This window comes from Thermococcus sp., from assembly GCF_027023865.1.
Classification (GTDB): Archaea; Methanobacteriota_B; Thermococci; order Thermococcales; family Thermococcaceae; genus Thermococcus.
Map to the genome: position 1 here is coordinate 108882 of NZ_JALVUC010000003.1, position 22523 is coordinate 131404.

At 52.8% G+C, this 22523-nt stretch carries 25 protein-coding genes; 15 read left to right on the forward strand and 10 right to left on the reverse strand.

What is annotated here, in order from left to right; genetic code table 11:
• Positions 1–11 precede the first annotated feature (11 nt).
• Entirely contained in the window at positions 12–860 is an 849-nt protein-coding gene (locus MV421_RS01035; protein ID WP_297421852.1) for a methyltransferase domain-containing protein, read from the forward strand.
• Here the strand turns inward: MV421_RS01035 and MV421_RS01040 are convergent.
• Complete coding sequence (locus MV421_RS01040; RefSeq protein ID WP_297503203.1) at positions 802–2733, reverse strand: S9 family peptidase; 1932 nt, start codon at positions 2731–2733, stop codon at positions 802–804. The two genes, MV421_RS01035 and MV421_RS01040, sit on opposite strands and share 59 nt — an antisense overlap.
• A 67-nt stretch (positions 2734–2800) precedes the next feature.
• On the opposite strand from MV421_RS01040, the gene MV421_RS01045 reads away from it, so the two are divergent.
• Entirely contained in the window at positions 2801–3127 is a 327-nt protein-coding gene (locus MV421_RS01045; protein ID WP_297421849.1) for a hypothetical protein, read from the forward strand.
• Here MV421_RS01045 and MV421_RS01050 read toward each other — a convergent pair.
• Positions 3095–3742, reverse strand: a complete 648-nt coding sequence (locus MV421_RS01050) for a serine/threonine protein kinase (RefSeq protein ID WP_297421847.1) — start codon at positions 3740–3742, stop codon at positions 3095–3097. The two genes, MV421_RS01045 and MV421_RS01050, sit on opposite strands and share 33 nt — an antisense overlap.
• Positions 3743–3794: 52 nt before the next feature.
• On the opposite strand from MV421_RS01050, the gene MV421_RS01055 reads away from it, so the two are divergent.
• Positions 3795–4022, forward strand: coding sequence for an Lrp/AsnC ligand binding domain-containing protein (locus MV421_RS01055; RefSeq protein WP_297503239.1), 228 nt, complete (start codon positions 3795–3797; stop codon positions 4020–4022).
• 55 nt (positions 4023–4077) lie between these two features.
• Here MV421_RS01055 and MV421_RS01060 read toward each other — a convergent pair whose 3' ends face one another.
• The 3 genes from MV421_RS01060 to MV421_RS01070 form a co-directional block, all read right to left on the reverse strand.
• Entirely contained in the window at positions 4078–4752 is a 675-nt protein-coding gene (locus MV421_RS01060; RefSeq protein ID WP_297421845.1) for a TIGR00153 family protein, read from the reverse strand.
• A 4-nt stretch (positions 4753–4756) separates the two neighbouring features.
• Positions 4757–5968, reverse strand: a complete 1212-nt coding sequence (locus tag MV421_RS01065; RefSeq protein ID WP_297421858.1) for an inorganic phosphate transporter — start codon at positions 5966–5968, stop codon at positions 4757–4759.
• Between the two features lie 105 nt (positions 5969–6073).
• Positions 6074–6886, reverse strand: coding sequence for a metallophosphoesterase (locus MV421_RS01070; protein WP_297503205.1), 813 nt, complete (start codon positions 6884–6886; stop codon positions 6074–6076).
• Positions 6887–6946: 60 nt separating this feature from the next.
• On the opposite strand from MV421_RS01070, the gene MV421_RS01075 reads away from it, so the two are divergent.
• Both MV421_RS01075 and MV421_RS01080 read left to right on the forward strand, forming a co-directional pair.
• A complete protein-coding gene (locus MV421_RS01075) occupies positions 6947–7555 on the forward strand; it encodes an IS607 family transposase (protein WP_297503207.1) in 609 nt (202 codons plus the stop codon).
• Positions 7536–8717: a transposase gene (locus MV421_RS01080; protein WP_297503209.1), complete on the forward strand. Its 1182-nt coding sequence runs from the start codon at positions 7536–7538 to the stop codon at positions 8715–8717. Before MV421_RS01075 ends, MV421_RS01080 begins: the two co-directional genes overlap by 20 nt.
• Here the strand turns inward: MV421_RS01080 and MV421_RS01085 are convergent.
• Entirely contained in the window at positions 8714–9568 is an 855-nt protein-coding gene (locus MV421_RS01085) for a hypothetical protein (RefSeq protein WP_297417983.1), read from the reverse strand. The two genes, MV421_RS01080 and MV421_RS01085, sit on opposite strands and share 4 nt — an antisense overlap.
• 86 nt (positions 9569–9654) lie before the next feature.
• Between MV421_RS01085 and MV421_RS01090 the strand changes: the two genes are divergently transcribed.
• The 3 genes from MV421_RS01090 to MV421_RS01100 are packed head-to-tail and all read left to right on the forward strand — an operon-like array spanning position 9655 to position 11632.
• Entirely contained in the window at positions 9655–10932 is a 1278-nt protein-coding gene (locus tag MV421_RS01090; RefSeq protein ID WP_297517689.1) for a TldD/PmbA family protein, read from the forward strand.
• A 54-nt stretch (positions 10933–10986) separates the two neighbouring features.
• A complete protein-coding gene (locus tag MV421_RS01095) occupies positions 10987–11484 on the forward strand; it encodes a DUF257 family protein (protein WP_297517692.1) in 498 nt (165 codons plus the stop codon).
• Complete coding sequence (locus MV421_RS01100; RefSeq protein ID WP_297517695.1) at positions 11471–11632, forward strand: hypothetical protein; 162 nt, start codon at positions 11471–11473, stop codon at positions 11630–11632. Before MV421_RS01095 ends, MV421_RS01100 begins: the two co-directional genes overlap by 14 nt.
• Positions 11633–11839: 207 nt before the next feature.
• On the opposite strand, the gene MV421_RS01105 is transcribed toward MV421_RS01100, so the two are convergent.
• Positions 11840–12421, reverse strand: coding sequence for a PH domain-containing protein (locus MV421_RS01105; RefSeq protein WP_297503212.1), 582 nt, complete (start codon positions 12419–12421; stop codon positions 11840–11842).
• Positions 12422–12511: 90 nt separating this feature from the next.
• On the opposite strand from MV421_RS01105, the gene MV421_RS01110 reads away from it, so the two are divergent.
• The 6 genes from MV421_RS01110 to glmM all read left to right on the forward strand — a co-directional run bounded on the left by MV421_RS01110 (position 12512) and on the right by glmM (position 19866).
• Positions 12512–13288, forward strand: a complete 777-nt coding sequence (locus tag MV421_RS01110) for a BtpA/SgcQ family protein (RefSeq protein WP_297417973.1) — start codon at positions 12512–12514, stop codon at positions 13286–13288.
• A gap of 222 nt (positions 13289–13510) precedes the next feature.
• Positions 13511–16042: a hypothetical protein gene (locus MV421_RS01115; protein ID WP_297517698.1), complete on the forward strand. Its 2532-nt coding sequence runs from the start codon at positions 13511–13513 to the stop codon at positions 16040–16042.
• On the forward strand, positions 16035–17264 hold the full coding sequence (locus MV421_RS01120; protein ID WP_297517703.1) for a calcium-binding protein: 1230 nt from the start codon (positions 16035–16037) through the stop codon (positions 17262–17264). The genes MV421_RS01115 and MV421_RS01120 overlap by 8 nt, the downstream gene beginning before the upstream one ends.
• Positions 17265–17393: 129 nt before the next feature.
• Positions 17394–17777 (forward strand): hypothetical protein, encoded by a 384-nt coding sequence (locus MV421_RS01125; protein ID WP_297421754.1) that lies wholly within the window; start codon positions 17394–17396, stop codon positions 17775–17777.
• Positions 17778–18003: 226 nt separating this feature from the next.
• The gene (locus MV421_RS01130) at positions 18004–18453 is read left to right on the forward strand and encodes a hypothetical protein (RefSeq protein WP_297421752.1); all 450 of its coding nucleotides are present in this window, start codon (positions 18004–18006) and stop codon (positions 18451–18453) included.
• 63 nt (positions 18454–18516) lie between these two features.
• Positions 18517–19866 (forward strand): phosphoglucosamine mutase, encoded by a 1350-nt coding sequence (gene glmM / locus MV421_RS01135; protein WP_297421750.1) that lies wholly within the window; start codon positions 18517–18519, stop codon positions 19864–19866.
• Here the strand turns inward: glmM and MV421_RS01140 are convergent.
• Genes MV421_RS01140 through MV421_RS01150 form a run of 3 tightly spaced genes read right to left on the reverse strand, consistent with a single transcriptional unit; the run spans position 19863 to position 21804 of the window.
• Positions 19863–20438, reverse strand: coding sequence for a hypothetical protein (locus MV421_RS01140; RefSeq protein ID WP_297421748.1), 576 nt, complete (start codon positions 20436–20438; stop codon positions 19863–19865). The genes glmM and MV421_RS01140 overlap by 4 nt on opposite strands.
• Positions 20435–21007 (reverse strand): AAA family ATPase, encoded by a 573-nt coding sequence (locus MV421_RS01145; RefSeq protein WP_297421760.1) that lies wholly within the window; start codon positions 21005–21007, stop codon positions 20435–20437. The genes MV421_RS01140 and MV421_RS01145 overlap by 4 nt, the downstream gene beginning before the upstream one ends.
• Positions 21004–21804 carry a hypothetical protein gene (locus MV421_RS01150; RefSeq protein ID WP_297421758.1) on the reverse strand — a complete coding sequence of 267 codons (801 nt, stop codon included), beginning with the start codon at positions 21802–21804 and terminating at the stop codon, positions 21004–21006. The genes MV421_RS01145 and MV421_RS01150 overlap by 4 nt, the downstream gene beginning before the upstream one ends.
• Before the next feature lie 107 nt (positions 21805–21911).
• Between MV421_RS01150 and MV421_RS01155 the strand changes: the two genes are divergently transcribed.
• On the forward strand, positions 21912–22505 hold the full coding sequence (locus MV421_RS01155; protein WP_297421756.1) for a hypothetical protein: 594 nt from the start codon (positions 21912–21914) through the stop codon (positions 22503–22505).
• The last annotated feature ends 18 nt before the right edge of the window (positions 22506–22523 follow it).

The window sequence follows — 22523 nt, forward strand, 5'->3', positions numbered from 1 at the left end:
CGGTGGAAACGGTGGATGAAGTGTACTTCCTCACCCCCAAGGACGCGAGGAGGTTAATCCTCTCCAAGGGGAGGGTGAAACTCAACTTAGACCTCAGGAAAACGAACAGGACATTTGAAATTCTCCTAAAAGGCGGGGAGTTCGTCTTTCCAGATGGGACTAGGGTTGAAATGGGAGTAATCGAGAGGATCGCAAGAGATGACGATACCGTTTACTTCGTCAAAAGCGGAGTTTATAAGGCGGCGATAGCTTGTGAAGGTTATTACAAGCTTGTCCCAACGATTCCACCGACGATAGAGATAAACGGCATAAGAATGCACAGGACGAAGGAAACCAACCCCCTCCAAGATACGAGGGACAAGGTGAACGCGGTGAAGCCTGGGGAGGGTGAGACTGTCCTTGACACCTGCATGGGGCTCGGTTACACTGCCATAGAGGCCTCAAAGCGGGGGGCGTACGTCATAACGATTGAGAAGGATCCCAACGTGATTGAACTCGCCAGGATAAATCCCTGGAGCAGGGAACTGTTCACCGGTGGGAGGATCCAGGTAGTTCAGGGAGATGCGTTCGATGTGGCGAAGCGCTTTAAGGACGAGAGCTTTGATGTCGTAATCCACGACCCACCACGCTTTTCTTTGGCCGGTCAGCTTTACTCGAAGGAGTTCTACCGCGAGCTGTTCAGGGTTTTGAAGCCGGGAGGGAGGCTCTTCCATTACGTAGGTAACCCTGGGAGAAAATACAGAAAAAAAGACCTCCCTCGGGGGGTAATGGAGCGCCTGAGAAGGGTCGGATTTGTGGACGTTAGAAAGGTGGAGGAAGCACTTGGAGTAGTCGCAGAAAAGCCAAAAAGGGGAAAGTAAAGTCAGTCCCCCCTGATTTCAGAATCTTCTCGGCGTCGAAGCCCTCCTTGTACTCCTTTAACTTCCTCTCAAAGAACTCGATGAAGAGCTTGTAGCGCTTGGAGCGGTGTCTCGGGCTTCCCCTCATGCTGTGACCGTGTGGGCCCTTCTTGAATATCGCGATGTAAGCTTCCTTGCCGAGGTCTTTTAGCACGTGGTAAAACATCAGACTCTGGTCGAGCGGACAGCGGTAGTCTTCAAGGCTATGGATGAGCAGGAGCGGCACCTTAACGTTCTTCGCGTAGAAGAGAGGGCTTAGCTTCCTGTAGTTCTCGTTCTCCAGCGGGTTCGGCCCGATGACTTCAACGTCGTACCAGAGGCCTACGTCGGAGAAGGCGTGGCTCGTCAGCCAGTAGCTTATTCCGTTCTCGCTTATTCCTGCCTTAAAAAGATCGCTCTGAGTTAAAGCCCAGTTCGTCATGAAACCGCCGTAGCTTATGCCCGTTATTCCAACGCGCTCCCTGTCGGCTTGCGGCTCAAGCTTAAAGAACTCCTTGATACCGTTCATAATATCCTGGAAGTCTTCCAGGCCCGTTCTCTCAAGGACTCTAAGCGCAAAGTCCTCGGTGTAGCCGTCGCTGCCGCGTGGGTTCACGAAAGCGACGTAGTAGCCCTTGCTTGCCATCAGCTGCATTTCGTACTTGAAGTAGTGGCCGTACATCCCCTTTGGTCCGCCGTGGGCGAAAACAATGACCGGTGCCTTCTCTTCTTCCTTCAGCTCGGGCTTGAGATACCAGCCGTCTATCTCAAGATCCCCTCTCTTGAACCTGAAGTGTCTTGGCTCGAAGGTTTTCAGCTTTGAGAATATCGGCCCGTTGTAGTCCGTTAGTTGCTTAAGCTTGCCGTCGTAGATATAAAGCTCTCTCAGCCTCGTCGCGGTATCAATGAGGGCTGCGACCTTTCCTTCGTGGGCGTCGAAGCCCATCACCCAGTGGTCACCGACTGTTATCGGTTTCACCTCGCCGTCCCAGAGGTAGAGGTTCACCCTTCCTGCATCCGCGAGCGTGAAGTAGGCCTTTCCGCCGTCGAGCCTAGCCTGCCCCGCGCTGAGTGGCCCTTCATAGACCGACTTGAGTCCCCCGTCCCAGATGTAGAGCCAGTCATGCTCGCTCATGAAACGCTTTTCTTTCTTCCCATGGAGGAGTAGGCTTTTCCCGTCGGAATCGACAGCCTCGAAGGAGACCCTTTCAAAGAGTTTCTTTTCTTCACCTTCATTCCACAGGAGAATATCCCAGAACTTGAAGAGAGCTGGCTTTGAGTCCTCCCGGTGCGGGATGTTCACAGCTATCGCATCGCCGTGCCAGATTCCACTGGAGAAGCGGGGCTTCTCGAACTCTTCGATTATCTCCTCACTCTCAGTGTCAAGCACCCAGAAAGTAGTTTTTTCACCGTCCAAGAATCCCATACCGTCGAACCAAGCTGGAATGTCGTCCTCAAAGACGAAGTCATCGTCGTCGCGTCTCTTGAAGCCGACCACCAAAAGTCGCCTTGAATCATCATTCCACTGGATGGAGCGGATGTTCTTGGCGGTCAAAACGCGCTTGGCACTGAGTGTCTGAAGGTCGGCGACCCATATCTCACTCGCCTTTTTCTCCTCGTTTGATCTCATAAAGGCAAGCTTCCGTCCATTTGGAGAAATCCTGGGCATTGATGCGTTATCAACGAAGCGCCTTGAACCGGTTTTAAGGTTTTCAATGACAATGGTGCTCTCGTACTTGTTGTCCTCCATGTTGGCCTTGGTCAAGGTATAAACAGCGAGGCTGCCGTTTATCCTTGGGTCGCCAAGGTAGGCAAATCTAGAAAATGTCTTCTCATCCCATTCGATATTGCTCATAACGGTATCACCTATCTATGAGAGAGGTTTAAAAGTATATAAGGCTAACCCCAGGCCAGGTGGGTTTATGAAAGAAGAATACGCGGTTGGAATCCTTCTCACGGTCGGAATCGCTATCTCACTGCTCTTTAGGACGTACTTAGGTATAGCCTTTGCCGCTGTGGTGATACCCCTCTACCTGACGTACATAGCCCGCGATCAGAACATTCTGGCAAAGTCCCGGCTCTACGATAGGGACCTCTTTCTTATGATAGGGATAACGGCAACCATCTTACTCGGCTTCAACCGCCTCTGGGCTCCGAGGGTGGGGCTTGTCGCCCTTGCCGTTGTCATACCCCTGTTGGCACTCTACGTGGATAGGTTAAAGGCTGGAAAGGAGGCTCAAAAGGTTTGAGAGTCTTCCCGTTCTCTTGTATTTAGTGAGCTCGCCTCTCAGCGATAAAAGGAAATCTTCATCCACCCCAAACTTCTTTCTTAACCTCTTTGAAATGATGTTGTCATTTAGGAAAAGCATGGCTATAGCAGAGGTCAGGTTCTTTGGCTTCCTCCAACCGGCCTTCTCGAAGTCTATTATATAAACATCCTCCCCGATTATTATGTGTTTTCCTCCTTGTATCTGCCCGTGGTCAAGGCCGAGCCTGTCAAGCAGGGCGGTTTTTTCGACTATCTTGAAGATGTGGCGTCTCTCAAGGTCTGCCTGTAGTATTATCTCCCCTTTGGCGAACTCCCTGATGATGTAATCGAGGTTTTCAAATCTCCCGTAGGCAAAGAGGGGCGGTGTTACTCCAAAGGGTTCAATCACCCTTACTAGCTCCGCCTCCCGCTTGAAATTCTGCCTCGGCGAATCAGGTCTCTGCAGCTTGATAACGACCCGCTTTCCGTCCATTTCGCCCAAAAAAACCAGTCCCGTGGTTCCCTTTGAGTAGGGTTTAACCTCGGTGATTCCGAGGGATTTGAGGTGAGAAAGAAAATCCTCGAGGAGCGAACCGCTTATGATGTGATCGAACATGTCCCTCGATAGACTTAAATACCTGCGGGATAAAATACTTTTGGTGATAACCATGGTGACGGCTTTTATTCTGATGGTTACGGCCGCTGGAAAGGAAAGGGAAGTTATGGAAAAGCTTCTTGCCATGCCTGAGGTTAAGGAGGCCTACGTGGTCTATGGGGAATACGACCTCGTCGTCAAGATCGAAACCGACACGCTGAAGGGCCTTGACCAGTTCATAACCGAGAAGATAAGGAAAATGTCTGAGATCCAGATGACCTCGACGATGATAGCCATCTGAGACTCTTGTTCTTCTCTTGTCATTCTTCCGTTGGTTATTTAAAGAAAAGAGTTACTCACTTGTTCATCATGAGCCTTATTCTTTCCGCCGCGTCCTTTGCCTTGTCTGAGATATTGCTGAGTGTTCTCGCCACGTTGAGAATGTAAAGACCGTCGCCCCAGCTCAGACTGCCCTCCATCTCGAAGACCTTTTGCATAAGCTTGGTGTCGAGGCCGTCTATTTTGCTCTCAACGCTCTCTATCTCATGGATTATTCCGTACTCCTCCGCTATCTCCTTCTCTGCAAAGCCGCTCTCTATGACCCTGTCCATCTGGACTATCGCCTTGTGAACTAGCTTCGCCGCCTTTATGCTCTCCACCCCCATCTGGATTATGGGGGCCTTCAACTCGTCCGGAACCGCACCGGGCTTCTTCACGAGGAGCCACTTCGCTGTGTCTTCTGCGGCATCGGCCACCTTGTCCTGCATGTGGAGGTAGATAAGAACGTCCTCGCGAGAGACCGCCATCATGAGCTTCGAGTTTAGTGAGTCTCTTATCCCCTCCTTTATTCTGTCTGCGACGTCCTCAAGGCGGTCCACCTCAACAGCCAGATCCCTCATCTCCTCGTAATTTCCGTTGTACCAGGCGTTAATTGCCTTTTCAAGGGTTTCAACCGTTTCCAGAACGGCCTCGGAGTGTTTTATCAGAGGTTTAAACGGGCTTTTTGCAAAGAGTTTCATCCAGACCTGCATGCTATCACCCCACCAACAGGAAGACCTTGAATATGACCGCGCTTATCGCGGCGGCAACCGGAACGGTAACGAACCACGAGATGATTATATCCTTCAGTATTGAAGTGTTTATCGCCTTGACGCCCCTGGCCAGCCCAACGCCGACGACGGCGCCGACGACAACGTGAGTTGTGGAGATTGGCATTCCGAGCCAACTGGCTACGAGAATAACCGTAGCGGCCGAGAAGTCTATTGAAAAGCCTCTCGTGTTCGTCAGCTCTGTTATCCTCTTCCCCACGGTTTCCATGACCTTGTAACCGTAGGTGAATATCCCAATCGCAATGCCAAGGCCCCCGAGGGCCAGTATCCACCTTGGAACCGGAACCTCCATGCCTTTTAAACCCATCGATAGGACAGCGTATGCGGCCGCTATCGGTCCGACGGCATTGGCGACATCGTTGGAGCCGTGGGCGAGGGCAACATAGGCCGACGTAACAACTTGCACTTTTCTGAATATCCTCTCGACGCCGAGGTAAGGGTCCTTCGGCCTGAAGCGGACCTTTATGAGCGCGTAGCTGAGGATGAAAATCGCGAAACCCACGGGAATTCCGTAAAAAACCATCCCTTTAAGCAGGTTGGAACCGTGGAGAACTTTGATATAGAACATCGTTCCGATAACGACGAACGCCAGCCCGGTCCAGAAAGGCGCCCAGCGCCTGGCACTTCCGAGCGGGTCCTCTCGGGCCAGTATGCTCCGCTTCACCGCCAGAAACACGAAGAACGCAACGATCGCGCCGAGTATTGGGGAGAGTATCCAACTGAGGACAACCTGTCCTAACTTCCACCAGTCCACTATGGCCGTTCCTGCATAGACGAGGCCGTAGCCAACGACACCACCGATTATCGAATGGGTTGTTGAAACTGGCAGTCCGTTGTAAGTCGCGAAGATGAGCCATATACTTGCCGCAAGGAGTGCCGCAAGAGAGCCGTAGACGATGACCATGGGATTGTGTATCATGTTGATGTCGAGTATTCCCTTCCTTATTGTCTCGGTAACGCTCTTGCCAAAGAAGTACGCCCCAATGAAGTTCATCAGACCGGCTATGACCGCGGCCTGCTTGGGAGTTATGGCCTTCGCACCCACCGCAGTTCCCATCGAGTTCGCGACATCATTGGCACCAATGTTCCATGCCATCCAGAAACCAAGGGCTATCGTTATCAGCAACCATGCGTCCATCGTGTTCACCGGAACTGGTAACGAAAAATCTATAAATATCTTGCCGCAGTAGAATATAGTTTGATTGACATCTCTATATAGCACTATAGAAAATATTGGGAGAAGTCAAGGCTGAACCTTCATCGGCTTCACTGAGATGGTTCCGTTGGCCTCCATCGTTAGTCTGACGTAGTGGTAGAAGCCGCCCTGATCAGGTGGAGCGTAGAGCGGTGCACCGCCGCCACCGGTTATGAGCATCTGGACACCGTCCTCCTCGCCGTACCAGTATATGTGGATGTGGCTGAAAATTCCAAAGGCGTTGTACGCCTTCATCATGGTCAGGAGCCTCTTCCCATCCTTTGGATTCATGGAGTGGTGGCCGTTGGACCGTGGGTCTACCGGCGGGGCGTGGAGAACTAGGACCGGTCTCTGGCCGCTCTCATTAGCGAGCTTCATCTGCCCGTCAATCCATTTGAACGTCTCGTTGTTGAGTCCGTAGTTGTCCTCGACGTCGTTAATGATGATGTAACGGTACCCCCCGAGGCTGAAGGCGTAGTTGCTTGGGCCAAAGATGCGGTGGAATATGCTTATCCCGTCACCCTGGTACTCGTGGTTGCCGGGGGCGACGAATATCGGCTTGTTCCACTTCCAGACCTTGAGAAGGGCCGCCCACTGTTCAACGGTTCCCGAGTAAACGAGGTCACCGCCGTCTATGATGAAGGCGCCCTTATCCTCGTTGATGTCGTTGCGTATCTTCAGGAATACCCCCGGCGGTTTAACCCCGCTTGGCGGCCTGTGGTCCCCGAAGGCCAGAACGGTGTAGTTGCTCACGTTCTTCGCAACTAGGGAGAAACTCGTCTTATCGGTTGTGAACTCGACGGTGGTGTTGCCCACAACTCTCGCGTTTGAAGGGAGGATCATAAATTTGAGCTGTTTCATAAATAATAACAAACAAAACTTTTAAATATTTTTGGCACTAACTTCTTTTGGGCGAGAGCGGTGAGGCTTTACCGGACTGGTGAAGTCGCAAAGAAACTCGGAGTTTCCAAGATGACAGTCCTCCGCTGGATTAAATCGGGAAAACTCAAAGCCCACAGGATTGGCAAAGAATACCGCGTTCCGGAAAGCGAAATCAAGAGGATTCTTGAAGGCAAAATCCCCGATAAAGTCGTGGTTTACGCCAGAGTCCCAAGCCGGGACCAAAAAGAAGACCTTGAGAGACAAGTAGAATACCTCAAGAACTACTGCTCCTCCAAAGGTTATCAAGTGGCTAAAATTCTTACGGACATTTCATCAGGCTTAAACGAGAACCGGAGGGGATTAAAACAGCTCTTCAAACTCGTCGAGAGCGGAGAGATAACCAAAGTCGTGATAACTTACAAGGACAGACTTACTCGCTTCGGCTTCAGATACCTTGAACAATACTTCAACTCTCACGGCGTTGAAATTGAAGTAATTTTTGACGAGGAGGACAAAACTCCAGAGAAGGAGTTGGTCGAAGACCTTTTGGCCATCGTAACTTCCTTCGCCGGAAAGCTTTATGGCATGCGTTCTCACAAGAAAAAACGCCTCGTCGAGGCGGTAAAGAATGCCCTCAGAGACGATTAAACTCACTGCCAAATTCAAGCTGAAAGAAACACCCGGAGGGTTAGACGAGCTTTTCCGGACTTATCGTGAAATCGTGAATTTTCTAATCGCTTACGCTTTCGAGAACAAGGTTACGAGCTTTTACCGACTGAAGAAAGAGACTTACAAGAGTTTGCGGAAGGAGTATCTGGAACTCCCAAGCCATTATCTTTACACGGCCTGCCAGATGGCGACGGCGATATTCAAAAGCTTTAGGAAGCGTAGGAAAAAGGGCAAAGCCAAAGGGAAACCGGTCTTCAAAAAAGAAGTCATAATGCTGGACGACCACCTCTTCAAACTCGACCTTGAGGCGAGAATAATAAAACTCTCCACTCCTAAAGGGAGGATTCAACTGGAGTTTTACCCGACCAAGTATCACGAGCGGTTTAAGGACTGGAAGGTTGGACAGGCCTGGCTGGTGAGAACTCCAAAAGGAGTCTTCCTGAACGTTGTATTCTCAAAAGAAGTCGAGGTTAGGGAGCCTAAGGCCTTTGTCGGTGTGGATTTAAACGAGAATAACGTAACGCTTAGCCTTCCTAACGGGGAGTTTGTCCAAATCATCACTCACGAGCGGGAGATTAGGACGGGTTATTACGTGAAGAGGAGAAAGATTCAGAGGAAGTTGAGGAGTGGGAAACGAAGAAAAGAGCTTCTGGAAAAGTATGGGCAAAGGGAAAGAAACAGGCTGAATGACTTGTATCATAAGCTGGCCAATAAAATCGTTGAGCTGGCGGAGAAGTATGGTGGTATTGCTCTGGAGGATTTGACTGAAATCAGGGATTCGATTAGGTATTCGGCTGAAATGAATGGTCGTTTGCACAGGTGGAGTTTTCGCAAACTCCAGTCAATCATCGAGTACAAGGCTAAGCTGAAGGGCGTTAGGGTTGTCTTCGTGAATCCTGCTTACACTTCTTCCCTGTGCCCGGTATGTGGGGGAAAACTAAGCCCGAATGGGCATAGGGTTTTGAAGTGTTCAAAGTGTGGTTTTGAGGCCGACCGTGATGTGGTTGGAAGTTGGAATATTCGTTTAAAAGCCTTGAAGATGTGGGGAGTTTCCGTTCCCCCCGAAAGCCAGCCGATGAAGAAGGGAGGCTGGAAGGTTAGTCGTAACGAGGCTTACAAACTTTACGCAAGTTACGACTAACCAGAACGGTTGACGTTCTCCAGAACGTAAGTAATGGGGACGTTCTTCGGATTCTCAACCTTAACGCTCATGTTGAAACCGAGGGCGTGAATGTGAACGGTGGAGCCGTTGACGAGCCTAATGAAGCCGCCCTTAACTGTCACGTTCTCCCCATCGACGACGCGCCAGTAGTAAATGAAGGGTTCAACCGTGGCGAAAGGCTCAATCGTCCAGTACTCCCCTTTATCCGGAACCCCGTTCCAGTTGGTGTCCCCGATAACTTTCAGGATGATGCCCTCAAACTGACCGCGTCGGACGACATCCCCGGTTGGAACCTTAGCCCCGTCCTTGAGCTTCATAGCGTAGTCGAGAGCCGCCCCGGCTCCTGCCTTGCTCAGGCCGGTGAAGACGAAGTAGGCCTTCCCGTCCTTGTTGAAGGCCGCCATTACACCCTTGTCTGCCCCAACGAACTCGAAGCCCATCTTGTAAACGATGTAGCCGAAGTAGTCGCGCACGGTTATAACTATCGGCTTTCCGCGGAGGAGCGGTCTCGCGTCGGCCGGCGAGAGTATTGCCACACCGCCCTTGTAATCGCTCGCGGGAAGTATCTTGGCGCTGGGGAAGTAGTGCTTGGCAATGTTTTCGTAGCCTTTGCTGGTATAGACCAGTGAGGTGTTCGCGAGCTTTGCCCAGTCCTCAAGGGCCCCTCCCTTTCCGTAGGTGCTGAAATTCATTCCCCCTACCCCCGTCTGGGTTGCTGTTGGAGAAGGGGTTGACGTTCCCGTTTTATTCCCCCCCGAACCTATACAGCCCGCCGCTAGAACCACGAAGGCGAGCAGAAATGCCAGTGTATACTTTCTCATGCAGTTCACCGGGGTAGATTGGGGCGTAACCTTAAAGCCTTTTGCAGTTTCCGAATGCCTTTTAAGATATCCCGGGAACTCCGGCCGGTGAGAGCATGCTCAACAAACTCGTTGGACTACTGGAGAGATTGGATGTTGAGTGGGAGGTCTACTGGGAGGCTGGACGGGGTGGTTCCTTCAGGATAGAGCGCGAGAATCTTGAGCGCTCCCAGAGAAAGTTCTATTCCGGTGTGGGCCTTAGGATAGGTTACCGGGGCAGGATGGGATTCTCATACATCACCGGACTTAACCACGACCTAAAAACCCTTGAGGACTTCGTCAGAAAAACGGTCAAGCTCGCCCGAGTTAGCGAGGTCCCCTTCAGGGGGTTCCCTGAATCGAAAAGGCCCGCCAGCGTTGAGAACATCTACGACCGGAGGATTGAGGAGATCCCCTTTGAGGATGCCCATTCCCTATCCAGAGAATTCGCGGCGATGATGACAGAACTTAAGGGCGATGCCACCCTCTCCGGGTCAATATCGCTTGGATTCAACCACTACGGCGTCTTGAACTCAAACGGCCTCGAGCTTGAGGGCCGCTCCACGGGGATGGGTGTCTCGGTTTACGCCGTCCTCGGTAGGGGAACGGGCTCTTACTACCAGTCTTACCGCTCGCTCCAGTCGCTGGAAGAGCTTGGAAAAGGTATAGAAGAGTCCCTCCACGATGCTGAGCTGAGCGTGAGGGCGAGGCCGATTGAAAGTTACTCCGGCGAGGTTATCCTCGAACCTATCGCGTTCCAGTCTGTTCTTTCGATATTCCTCGAGAACGTCTTCGGCGACAGCGTTTACTTCAAGAGGAGCAGGTTTTCATCCCCCGGCGAGACCGTGGGGAGTGAGCTTTTGACGATAGCGGACGATGCCACACTTCCCAGCGGTTCAGGGAGTTACCCCTTTGATGGTGAGGGTATTCCGGGTCAGAGAACTGTCCTCATTAAGAATGGTGTTCTCGAGTCTTTCCTCCTTGACTTCACCTACGCCTCTTTCCTCGGCATGGAGAGCACGGGCAACGCGGCGAGGGACTTTAGGACGAAGCCCCACATAGGGATGAGTAACCTCGTTGTTGAATCGGGGAAGGACTCTCTAAGGGACTTTGAGGGAGTCGTGGTCAAAGAGGTCTTCGGCGAACACACTGCCAATCCGATAAGCGGGGACTTTTCACTCACGGTCGGACTCGGTTACGTCGTCAAGAACGACGATGTCAGGCCGTTCCGGGACAACATGCTCTCCGGAAACATCTTCGAGCTTTTGAAGTCAGTGAAAGCGGTTGAAAGAGAACCCACCCGCATCGGAAGCTTCATCTCTCCCCGCGTTCTTGCCCTGGCTAGGATTGTCTAACCCTCGCTAATTTTTTATACCAAAAGGGGTTTAATTATTCATGGGTGGTGGAAAATGGTGGTAAAAGATGTCTTCAGCCTGTTCTCTTGCCTCCACCCGGGCGAGACTGTCTTGGTCGAATATCCATCAGAGTTCCCCTCGGAGGTTCTCTTCTCGAAGCTCCTGGTGTGGGCTGAGGACAGGGGCATTCCCGTTGTCGTGGACGATGTTCTCGATACGTTTCCACAGTACCTCTCGCGGCTTGAGCTTAGGGCAGTAAATGTGGAGGGGATATCCTCAATACCGATTATAAAGATAGGTGGTAATTGGAAGGTGGGGAACGTCGTGGGGAGTGTTGACGTGGACAAGCACTCCCTAGGCACCGAGTATTACGAGAGGGCCTATGCTGAGATCACCGGTCGGGAGTTCGTCCTCAATCCCGTCCTTGGCTTTCACAAGTTCTTCCTCAACCTACCAAACCGAGAGCTTTTACGTCTCATCCGGAACATCTCAACCTTCGTCGGGAAGAGGGATCGCGTGGCCGTTTACTTTTCTCAACGTGGACGCCGTTAAGAGTGGCTCCTTCTATGGATACTACCACCTGCTCAGGGAGGTATCCACCACCCTCCTCTCCATCGAGCGCTCTGGAGATGGTTACGTGGGCAGGGTTCTAAAGGCCGCAGATGACGGGCTTATGGGTGCCAAAATCCCCCTGCCGTGAAGTTTATATCTTCCACCACCTTGATGATACAGCCTGCGGCGGGGCTTTGGGTTTAATTACTTCGCTACTTGCTTTGGCGCTTCCCGCAGCTCCCGCTTATGTATATCTGGTTTCTTAACGGGTAATGACCCGCCGGATGGCTGTCGACCACTTTTACGACGGCAGTGAGAGCGGCGATGGGTTTGTCTGTGGCTTTAGAAGAGAGGGTTAAATCTGCTCCAAAAGCTTCTTCCTCTTTTCCTCGTATTCCTCCGGGCTTACCACCCCCATGTCGTAGAGTTCCTTGAGCTTTTTGAGCTTTTCAAGCGCGTCTTCCTTCGCGGCAGGCTCGTGCTCTATCACCTTTCCCGCGGGTGCAAAGCGCGTTACGAGTTCCTTCGGCTTCTCAAGTGTCCACTCCTCACTCGTCAGTCCCTTGTGCACCTCTATCGATACAGGCTCGACCGCTATCGCGTTGAGGGCGTCCTTAATCGCGTTTATAGTTTCCCTGGCCTGCTCTTTGTTCATCCAGCCGAGTTTAAGTCTGAACTCGTCCTCCTGTTTGATGACAAAGTCAGAACTCATGATTCCGAGCTTCACGGTTATTCTCTCGAGCTTTTGATATGGGATGGTCTTTATCTCGTACCTCCCTAGTATCTTCTCGTCAAGGTAGATGATCCTTCTGTCAGTCACTATGACCCACTTCGGCTTCTCTAGGCTTACCTTTTTCTTTACAGAGTGGAGTATCCTTTCGCCGGGTTCGAGGGCCTTTTCGAGGGATTTGGGGAGATTCTCACCTTCTTCACCCATGTTCCCACCGTTTTTAATTGGTCAGCATTGTATATTAACCTGCCGGAAGTCTTTAGTACGTCCATAGACAAACGTTCCTTGGTGTGCACGATGAACTTTGAGAAAAAGCTCCTCATAGGAATGATCCACCTCAAACCTCTCCCAGGCTCTTACCTCTACGACGGCGATCTTGATGGTATCGTTGAGGCGGCGCTGAAGGATGCGAAAACCCTGGAAAAAGCGGGCTTCGACGCGGTGATGGTTGAGAACTTTGGTGACGTGCCCTTCCCGAAGTACGCTGACAAGATCACCGTCGCGGCCTTTACTGCCGTGGCGAAGGCCGTCCGTGACGAGACCAGCCTTCCCCTTGGAATAAACGTCCTCCGCAATGATGGTATTGCCGCTTACTCCATTGCCTACGCTGTAAAAGCGGATTTTATGAGGGTGAACGTGCTGAGCGGCGTTGCATACACTGACCAGGGGATAATAGAGGGCATCGCCCACGAGCTTGCGAGGCTCAGAAAGCTCCTCCCCTCAAGGGTCCAAGTCTTTGCCGATGTGCACGTCAAGCACGCCGTCCACTTTGGGGACTTCGAGGACTCGCTGAGGGACACAGTTGAGCGCGGCTTGGCGGATGCTGTTGTCATCAGCGGGAAATCCACCGGAAAGCCCGTCGATGTGGGAAAGTTAGCTCTGGCCAAACGGATTTCTCCCGTCCCGGTTATAGTTGGCTCGGGAACGACCTACGACAACCTTTTAGAACTCTGGAAGCATGCTGACGGCTTCATAGTTGGCACGTGGATCAAGCGGGACGGCAGGGTTGAACACGAAGTTTCTTTGGAAAGGGCAAGAAAACTGGTTGAGTTGGCGAAGAATCTTCGAATTTAGTGGGTTTTCGTTTGTTTAAGTTTTATTTCGAATTTTCTTTTCCGAAAGTCTTATTACCCAGAAATGCGTAACAAGATAAAACACAGAACCTGTCCCGCTTTTCTTTTCCGCGAGGCGGGTTTCATGGGGGAGTCCGTGAGGGCTTACAACTCCCACGGCCACCGGTAGTTCACGCCCTACCCCGCCTTTGCGGTTTCTCCCTGAGGAAAGGAGGCGAGATGTGTGAGGAATAATAAAACCCTCTGGATTGTGGCAGTTGCAATCTTCCTCCTCGGTTCCACGGTATGGTACGCACTGGCACTGTCCCCCCCGAGCCTCTCAGGAACCGGAGTCCAGGTTATCAAAACCTCCTCCGGAACGAAAGACGGTGGGGAATACCTAATTGAGTACGGCAAGGGAACCTACGGCGATATCGAGTACGAGGTTTTGGCATGGATAGTTCGCTATCCGCCGTCCGAGATGAAGGACATGGGCTACCATCTGAGCAGCTGGCAGGTGAATTCACTCATCAGCGCGGAGAGCCACGTTGGCATGTACATCGAAGATGCACTCATGGTGGGTAAGAGTAATGGCACGGAGTTCTATTTCTTCCAGCAGAACCGTACCCTCACCCTGGAAAACAGCGTCAGCAAGAACGGTCAGGTTATAAGCTCACAGGTAAGGGAAAGGCTCATCAAGCTGAACCCCGAGTTCGTGTACATCCGCTACGCGGTTTTTAACAACTATGTGATCGTTGTTGAGGTATTTGGCCACTGGAAGTCGCTGACCGTAAAGAATCCTCAGGATAAGTTCGTCAGGAAAACCTGCCACCAAGACACCTTTAACAGGACGGTCTGTGATGAGACGTTTCGGGCGAAGGAATACGAGTCGTATAAATCGTCGATAGGCCCCTCTAAGATAGGAGTGATGGGCAAATCCCTTGGCGGCGTCATCTCGAGGAACGTTCTCAAAGCGGTCATCAACCACATAAAGTCCTCCCCCTCCAAACCCGAGGTTATCAAGGTCACGGTAATGAACGGGGAGGGGAAGGGCGTTGATGTGAAGTCCGGCTACCTCGGGAAGGTGCCCTTCACCGAGGAGGACGTGAAGAAGGGCTTGAAGCTTACCCTCCTCTTCAGCACCTTCGACGAAAACGCAAACGTCAAATCCTACTCCTTCTCCTACTCAGGCCCAGGTGGACCGGCGAGTGGGGGTGCGGTGGTCTTCAACGACCTGATGGAGTTTTACTCCTTCATGGCAAACTCCCCTAACAGGACGCTCGCCTACACCTACTCCGGCTGGGTTTCCAACGCGTCAGGAGGCGTCGTTGTTCAGGTTTACATCCCGCCCGGGAAGCTCAAAGCAGGCCCCTTTCAGGTGGCCGTCAACGTCAACGACGGCGACGGTGGAACGAAGGCTGAGGTGAGCTGGACTTTCGTTCCCAAGGGCACCGAAGGGAACTCAACTGGCTATTCAGTTAGGATAACCGCACCCAGGGACGGGGCGACGCTCAAGCAGATCTTCGACGGCTACTTCACTATGTCTCTCTTAGCTGACGTGAAGGGGAGCGGTGCTAAGAACCTCTATGCCGTGGTTACCCTACCTGACAGCTCTAAAAAGCAAGAGGAGGTCATGGGAGGCACGGTCGCGGATATTATAGAGATAAGCGACCCGGCGGCGAAGGGCGGAACGGTCAGGGTTGCCCTCTACGGCACGGTGAACGGCTCCAAAAAACTTCTCGCATCGGACTCCGCAAGGGTGAGCTTCGTCTCCAAGGAGGTTCCAGGGGACAACATCGACAACGACCTCGATGGCCTCGTCGACTGCGACGACCCTGACATAGCGACCTGCAACGCCTGTATCCAGCAGAAGAAGCTCGAATGGGCTGAATCGCTGATGAACAGGCACATAGCCTACATCCAGAAGATGATGGAAGTCTCGCCGAACATGAGGTCCGTCTACGAGATTTACATCGGCCACCTCCACGAGATTCAGGACAAATACAAGGATGATCCGGACCGGATGGTCAAGGAGATGAACGACTACATGGAGGCCAAGGTCTACGCCAACCAGAAGATAAACAGCTATCTGAGCATCTTCAAGGACGACCCGGAGAAGAGGCACCGACTGAGGCTTATAGCGGAGAAGTACCGCTACGACCCCATAATGCGCGACATCAAGATGAAGGACTTCATCTACAGGAACGCCCAGAGCGTGGCCGAGAGTACCGCGATTACCAACGCGATAATAGCAGGGGTCATCGAGCCGCCGCAGTGGCTCGTCGGCGGCCAGTACGGCTCCGGCGGTGCCCTCGACTGGGCGCACTTCATAGCGTCCAACTTCGAGAAGATCGGGGATACGGTGAAGTTCAAGGGGAACGCCAAGGTGAAGATGCTCAGAACGCCCGCAACTGTCTACCTGGTTGCCCTCGACGCCAAAGCCCTGATGGACCAGGCGAGGGAGCTTCAGGACATGAACCTGCCCGAGAACACGAAAGTTTCCATAATCGTCCTCGACGGGGCGACGAAGATAGGAAAGCTCCTCGACCCGACGGGCTACTTCGGCAACATGGCGGACGCGACTTTGGGTGCAATTGTGAACCTCAGGAAGAAGATAGAGGAGCGCAACCAGGGCTGGTTCACCTGGAACGGTTACGTCCTCCACGAGACAGCTATTCCGGGAATCTACGAGGACTATGAGACCGGCAAGAAGTTCAAACGGGTCGGCGGCGGCTGGCTCAGCATGAACCTCGTGGAGGTGAAGAGCAATGGGTAAACTCGCCGCCGTCATCGTAATCCTCCTGCTCCTCGTTGGCTTCTACGTCTACTACACGAATCCCCACGTAATAGACGACCTAACCAAGCGACAGGACACCTTCAAAGGCGGCCATTTAGGTTCGGGAGACTCTGGAGGCGGAACCGGGGGGAGTAACGGGGCTGCCGGGGGGAGTGGGGGATTTAGTGGAACCGGCTGGGTCGAGAACAACACCACCGGCTCCCCGGAGGTTTACATAGGAGACAACTTCGCGGCCGTGCCGGTCAACTCGAGTTACATCCTCTTTGCAGACAGGAACAAGGATGGGAAGGTCGATGCGGTGTACATGGACACCACCGGCGACGGGAACTATGATACCGCCTACCTCGACGAGGACTACAACGGAAAGACCGACACGTGGAAGACGACATTCAACGGCGTCTCCTCCTACTCGTGGGACGTTACCGGCGATGGAATTCCCGACGTCTACGATACAAACGGTGACGGGAAGGTCGACGCCTGGGACCTGAACTCCGACGGCGTCATAGACGAGAGGGACGTTGACTACGACGGGAACCCGGATCTTCACGACTACAACTTCGACGGGGTCTTCGACGAGTTTCAGTCCAACGTGACCTTCGCCCCGCCAGAGAACGGGGGCACCTCCGGAACTGGCTTTACCTGCCCCGACAACAAGGAAGACGCCTACAGGCTCTACGTGCAGGCCTACAACAACCTTACACAGCTCATGGCGAAGAACCAGTCGAGTGAGGAAGCCAAGAGGGCCTACGAGGTCTATCTAAAAGCAAGGGAGTGCTACGGGTCCTTCTCCTCCTCAACGACATCATCCCCCGGTCAGGTAACCGGGACGCTCGGCCCGGTGCAGGGGGTAACCCTCGACACTGATGGATCCGCGGCAGTAAAGTTCTCGACAGGTGAGGTCGTGGAGAGCTTCGGCGGTAAGGACGTTGACCTCTTCGCTGAACCGTGGTGCGTTGATTACCCGGCAGTCCTCGGCCACTATGTTGACCTCGGTGAGATAAGCTTGGAGGAAGTTACCATTGGAGACATCCCCTCCACCGGCTATCCAAGCGACGAGGTTGGCGGTGAGATAAGGGCCGGCCACGTTTACGTCAACAGGAACTCGGACGGAACCTACACGATCTTCGCCCTCGTGAGCCACGAGAGGACATCTGAATGCTCCCACAGGATAACGATAGCCTACAGGAACGTGGAGGGGTGAAAACGCCGCTCACGGGCTTCCACGTCCTCGGCCCCATTCTCGGGCTTTTTCTATTTTTGTTAGTTGCGATTTTCCTTCTCTGGGCGACGTGGAAGGTGGTAAGGTGGATAACTTCAAGGGGGTGATGATATGGGACTGATCAAAAAGCTTATCGTTGGCTTCTTCCTTTTCATCGTCATAGGCGTCGTGGCGGTCTTCGGGATACAGTACTATTACCTCAGTACCTACGACAGGGTTCCCGTCGAGGTCAAAACGGAAACCGTCTCCGGTGATGTCTTCTATCTCTCGCACGTCCTTGAGCCCGGGAAGTACTACATTAAGACGAGCAGCGAGGGAACCGTTGAGAAGATAACAATCCTGGACCAGAACGGTAACGTTTTAACGGAATCAAAAACGGGCAGCATGATCTACGGTTCCAGCAGGCCATTCCAGGTCAGGATTGACTACAAGAGTCCCGTGAACGTGGACTCCTATAAAGTCAGCGTCGGAATCTACCGGCTCGTGAAGAAGTGATGCCCTTGGGCGTCACTCATCTGCTTCTTTTTGCTTTTTCCCAGTTTCTGGCCCATATATCTCTCACTATGCGCTCCATCTCCCCTCCTCTTTCTCCCTCCCGATGGCAAGCACTATAAACGTGGCGACGAGTATGGTCCCCTTGTTGAGGTTTATATAGTATGAACGCCTAGTGAAAGTTAGGAGGACGATTCTTTCGCCCTTTCTAAGTCTGGAGATGGTATGAATGGAGAGGGTTATTTATGTGGTGCCCAACGTTTCTTACAAGAAGGGCTTTTTGAGTTCGGCCGCGGTAAACCTCGTGATAACAGACGAGAGGGTCATAGCGGCCCACATCACAAAGGAAACAATCGCAAAGGGCAAGGAGAAGTCCAGAGGCCTCGGGGGATACCTCGCCGGCGTTACCTCCGGCTACAGCGAGAGGTATTATGAGATGGAGCCCGAAGAGATACTGAGGGAGTCCGGCGAAAATTTTGAGGTGCACATGGGCGAGATCAGCGAGGTCAAGCTCAAAACGGGGGACAATGAGAGCGGGAAGATGGACGAGCTGGAAATCAAAGGGAGGAAGGGCCTCAAGTTCCGAGCCAATCCCGGCACTATGGATGTGAAGAAGATCAAGGAGACATTCAAAGCGGCCGGCGTAAAGGTGAAGGGTGGCGGTTTCTTCAACATCTGAGCGGAAACGTTATATCCTACCCCTCCCTTCCCCCATCGTATCACAGTTCCACGGGTGATTCTCATGGGGAAGTACTTTGGAACCAGCGGCATCAGAGAGGTCGTTAATGAAAGACTGACGCCGGAACTGGCTTTGCGTGTCGGAAAGGCCCTCGGCACGTACCTCGGTGGCGGAACCGTCATCGTTGGGAAGGACACACGGACGAGCGGCGAGATGCTGAAGAACGCCATCATAAGCGGTCTTCTCTCGACGGGCGTTGATGTCATAGACATTGGTCTGGCTCCAACCCCCTTAACGGGCTTCGCGATAAGGCTCTACGGTGCCGATGCGGGGGTAACCATCACAGCCTCCCACAACCCGCCTGAATACAACGGGATAAAGGTTTGGCAGCCGAACGGGATGGCATACACCCTGGAGATGGAGGCTGATCTCGAGGCGATAATCGACTCCGGGAACTTTAGAAAGGCCCCCTGGAATGAGATTGGAGCCGTTAGAAAAGCCGACCCAAGGGGGGATTACATCAAAAGGGCCCTTAAGATGGTCGAGATTGAAAGCTCCTACACGGTAGTTCTCGATGCCGGCAACGGTGCAGGCTCGATTCTGAGCCCCTACCTCCAGCGCGAGCTTGGAAACACCGTCATATCGCTCAACTCCCACCCAAACGGGTTCTTTGTGAGGGAGCTTGAGCCGAACGCCAAAAGCCTCTCGGCCCTAACGAGGACCGTTAAAGCGATGAAAGCGGACGTTGGTATCGCCCACGACGGTGATGCGGACAGGATCGGTGTCGTTGATGATGAGGGCAACTTCGTGGAGTACGAGACCATGCTTTCGCTCATAGCAGGTTACACACTTCGGAAGTTTGGGAGAGGGAAGGTAATAACCACGGTAGATGCCGGCTTTGCCCTCGATGATTACCTCAGGCCGCTCGGCGGAGAGGTTATAAGAACGCGCGTTGGAGACGTTGCCGTTGCGGATGAACTGGCCAGGAACGGCGGAGTTTTCGGCGGCGAGCCTTCTGGAACGTGGATAATCCCCCAATGGAACCTTACACCGGACGGAATCTTCGCCGGTGCTCTGGTTCTCGAAATGATAGATAGGCTCGGGCCGCTCAGTGAGCTTGCCAGAGAAGTCCCACGCTACGTAACCCTTCGCGCCAAAATCCCCTGCCCCAACGAGAAGAAAGCCAAGGCTATGGGGGTAATAGCTGAGGAAGCTCTGAATGCCTTCGACTACAAGAGGCTAATAGACATCGACGGTGTCAGGATAGAAAACGACGACTGGTGGATTCTCTTCAGGCCAAGCGGAACCGAGCCGATAATGAGGATAACCCTCGAGGCGCACACGGAGGAGAAGGCGAGGAAGCTGATGGAGAATGCTGAGAGGCTGGTAAGGGGGGCGATAGAGAGGGCTTAGTCATCAAGGGCTTCTCTTACCCTCTCAACGCTCTCCTCCACGTCATCTTTGTCAAATTCCAGATAAAGGGCCTCTGGAAACCTCGTCATGAGTATCTCGAAGAGTATCCCAGGCATCTTCACTAACCTGAACCCCTGTTCTTCAACGAGTTCCTTCGAGCGCTTGATCCTCTCCCCCCTGCTCATGTAGAAAAACTCCTGCATTGCCCGGTATGGGTAACCTCCGGGGTCGCTTGAGCTCGTGTGGAAGACGCCGCAGGTTGGGGAGTCTTTGACGCCGAGGAAGACAACTTTCTCCGGCTTCTCCTCTGTGAGGACTCTTCCAATGAAGTCCGCTATCACCTTCGCCCTCTCGTGCATGCCGAGCCTCTCGTAGACTTCCCTGCTCGCTGGTGCCCTAGGCCAGCCGATTAGAGCGTATTCTGGGCATGGATATGCTAGAACCTGCCAGTCATCGCCGAGCTTCCCAATTACCTTGCGGAGCCTCTTTGCAGTTTCGTACTCCTTCCCCTTCGGCCCGCGGTAGACGTAGAACGGGCTGAGCAGACAGGGAGCGATGACGAGGAGGTTCATCCAACCACCTCGGTGATTATCCCTTCTACCTTCTTCTTCAGTTCCTCAAGGGTCCCCTCGTTCATTATCACGTAATCTGCCATGCCCTTAAGCTCACTTGTGCGGTATAACCTTTCCTCGGCGTCGTCCATCGTCTTGAAGTCATTAAAGCTCTTAATTGTTCTGTCCTTGCTCGCCTTTCTCTTCACAAGCCTCCTGAACCTCGTCTCCGGGCTTGCCTCTACGTAGATGACCCTGCCGCCGAGCCTCTTCACGGTGTTGATTTCGCCCTCGGAGCGGACGCCGTCTATTACGATGTTTCTACAGTCCCTTTTCTTGTCCACAGCCAGCCTGATGAGTACATCCTCTCCATACCGATCCTTCAGGTACTTCCCAAACTCTATAAGCCTGTCGCGCGTTGGCTCGACCTTCTCCGGAAGCTCAGGAATCCAAGAATAACTGGAAACGTTGTGGGTAAGCAGGTCTATCAGCGGATCGCTACATGAAACCCTGCAAAAGCCTTTCTCCTCAAAGAACCTTGCAATAGTGGTTTTTCCAGCGGCTATTTTTCCGACCACTCCGATTATCATCTTCTCCACATCCTCCATATCAGGTTCGCCCCATCTGTTGACTCCATCAGACCCGCGTAGGTTAGGTTTGCCACGAACTCCACTAAGGCTTTTCTGTCGTAAACCACGGGCCTTTCAAAACCGAATAGGTACTTCAGCTCGAAGAAGCTGATGTGCAGGAAGCGGAAGGGGTTCATAAGGGCAATCTCGTCTCTCCGTTTCAGACCGAAAGGAAAGTCCGCGAGGACAAGCTTTGCACCACTCTCCTTGGCGAGCCTTACGAGCTTCTCCTCATTTGGGAAGAAAATCTCCCTGGAGATCCCCTCCACGGGCTCGTACTCCCGCTTGGGAAAGGTATACTTTATCCCAACGGCATTGTATGGCAGTCCCAACCTTTCAGCGAAGCCGAGCAGGGCTTTGGCGTTGAAACCCATGAAGACGAGCGTTTTGACATCCCCCCTTATCCCGGGCCACTTCCGGGGAGGAAATTTCTTTTCGGCCTCAATTATTGGGAATAGGAACTCAAGTTCCGTGTCCTTGACGAGCTTCTCAGCTTCCTCCAACTTCCTCCTCTTTATTTCAAGGTCAAGGTTGGAGTAAACGGTGAGCTGCTCAACTCCCAGTCTCTCACGGAGCTTCCCAATGACGAAGCTGTTGCCTATGACGACGCTCTTGTCGGTCCTATCATGGGCTATGATGAATAACTTGCCCCCCTCCGGGTCGTAGCGAACCTCGTCTATCCTGAACGGGCTGTCCGGAAAGCTGTTCTCACCTCTTACCCTCCTGACCAGCTTGGAAATCTCCTCAACGGTGAACATGGCAACCACAATTCGCGGGTGGGCTTTTAAGACTCTTGCCCCTATTTTGTTCCATAAAACGAACAAAATTTTTTAAATATTGGAACGAATCCCCGCCGGTGGTGCCGATGGGAAGAATGAATTCACGCGAGATAGCGGTCATTGGAATCATGCTCGGCCTCTCTTTGATGTTTGAGGTTCTACCGCTGGACATGCCAACCGTCTGGGGTATGAAAATCGACCTCGTTGCCGTGCCGATAATCATGGCCTACCTCCTGACGGGCTTCGAGGGTGGTCTAACCGCGGTGCTACTCCTCTTCGTGGGCTTGAGCATAATCTCCTCTGCCAGCTGGCTTGGTGCCATGATGAAAGCCACTGCAACGTTTGCCGTTCTCCTTGGCCTTGAAATCTCAAGGAGACTCACCAACTTCAGCTTCGAGAGGGCCGACAGGAGTGCCCTGATCAAGTTCTCCCTCCTCGCGTACTTCATAGGGATCGCCATCAGGATTCCGCTCATGGTGGCCCTCAACTACTACGTCGCTTTGGAGATATGGCTTGGACTGCCAAGGGAGCAGGTTGTCCAGGCGGTTGAGCACTGGACGGGGGTTCCCTTCTGGGTAGCGATAGGCCTGCCGAACGCTATTCAGAGCGTTATAGATGTCTTCGTGGGGCTGCTCGCCACGATTCCGGTACTGAAGCGCGTTCCATATCTCCTTGGATGAGGTTCTTGTTCTCCTTCT

Coding starts and splice junctions, on each gene's coding strand:
- MV421_RS01040 (WP_297503203.1), bottom strand. CDS start 2,733: ATGAGCAATATCGAATGGGATGAGAAGACATTTTCTAGATTTGCCTAC.
- MV421_RS01045 (WP_297421849.1), top strand. CDS start 2,801: ATGAAAGAAGAATACGCGGTTGGAATCCTTCTCACGGTCGGAATCGCT.
- MV421_RS01050 (WP_297421847.1), bottom strand. CDS start 3,742: ATGTTCGATCACATCATAAGCGGTTCGCTCCTCGAGGATTTTCTTTCT.
- MV421_RS01055 (WP_297503239.1), top strand. CDS start 3,795: ATGGTGACGGCTTTTATTCTGATGGTTACGGCCGCTGGAAAGGAAAGG.
- MV421_RS01060 (WP_297421845.1), bottom strand. CDS start 4,752: ATGCAGGTCTGGATGAAACTCTTTGCAAAAAGCCCGTTTAAACCTCTG.
- MV421_RS01065 (WP_297421858.1), bottom strand. CDS start 5,968: ATGGACGCATGGTTGCTGATAACGATAGCCCTTGGTTTCTGGATGGCA.
- MV421_RS01070 (WP_297503205.1), bottom strand. CDS start 6,886: ATGAAACAGCTCAAATTTATGATCCTCCCTTCAAACGCGAGAGTTGTG.
- MV421_RS01080 (WP_297503209.1), top strand. CDS start 7,536: ATGCCCTCAGAGACGATTAAACTCACTGCCAAATTCAAGCTGAAAGAA.
- MV421_RS01090 (WP_297517689.1), top strand. CDS start 9,655: ATGCTCAACAAACTCGTTGGACTACTGGAGAGATTGGATGTTGAGTGG.
- MV421_RS01095 (WP_297517692.1), top strand. CDS start 10,987: ATGGTGGTAAAAGATGTCTTCAGCCTGTTCTCTTGCCTCCACCCGGGC.
- MV421_RS01105 (WP_297503212.1), bottom strand. CDS start 12,421: ATGGGTGAAGAAGGTGAGAATCTCCCCAAATCCCTCGAAAAGGCCCTC.
- MV421_RS01110 (WP_297417973.1), top strand. CDS start 12,512: ATGAACTTTGAGAAAAAGCTCCTCATAGGAATGATCCACCTCAAACCT.
- MV421_RS01120 (WP_297517703.1), top strand. CDS start 16,035: ATGGGTAAACTCGCCGCCGTCATCGTAATCCTCCTGCTCCTCGTTGGC.
- MV421_RS01125 (WP_297421754.1), top strand. CDS start 17,394: ATGGGACTGATCAAAAAGCTTATCGTTGGCTTCTTCCTTTTCATCGTC.
- MV421_RS01130 (WP_297421752.1), top strand. CDS start 18,004: ATGGAGAGGGTTATTTATGTGGTGCCCAACGTTTCTTACAAGAAGGGC.
- glmM (WP_297421750.1), top strand. CDS start 18,517: ATGGGGAAGTACTTTGGAACCAGCGGCATCAGAGAGGTCGTTAATGAA.
- MV421_RS01140 (WP_297421748.1), bottom strand. CDS start 20,438: ATGAACCTCCTCGTCATCGCTCCCTGTCTGCTCAGCCCGTTCTACGTC.
- MV421_RS01145 (WP_297421760.1), bottom strand. CDS start 21,007: ATGATAATCGGAGTGGTCGGAAAAATAGCCGCTGGAAAAACCACTATT.
- MV421_RS01150 (WP_297421758.1), bottom strand. CDS start 21,804: ATGTTCACCGTTGAGGAGATTTCCAAGCTGGTCAGGAGGGTAAGAGGT.
- MV421_RS01155 (WP_297421756.1), top strand. CDS start 21,912: ATGGGAAGAATGAATTCACGCGAGATAGCGGTCATTGGAATCATGCTC.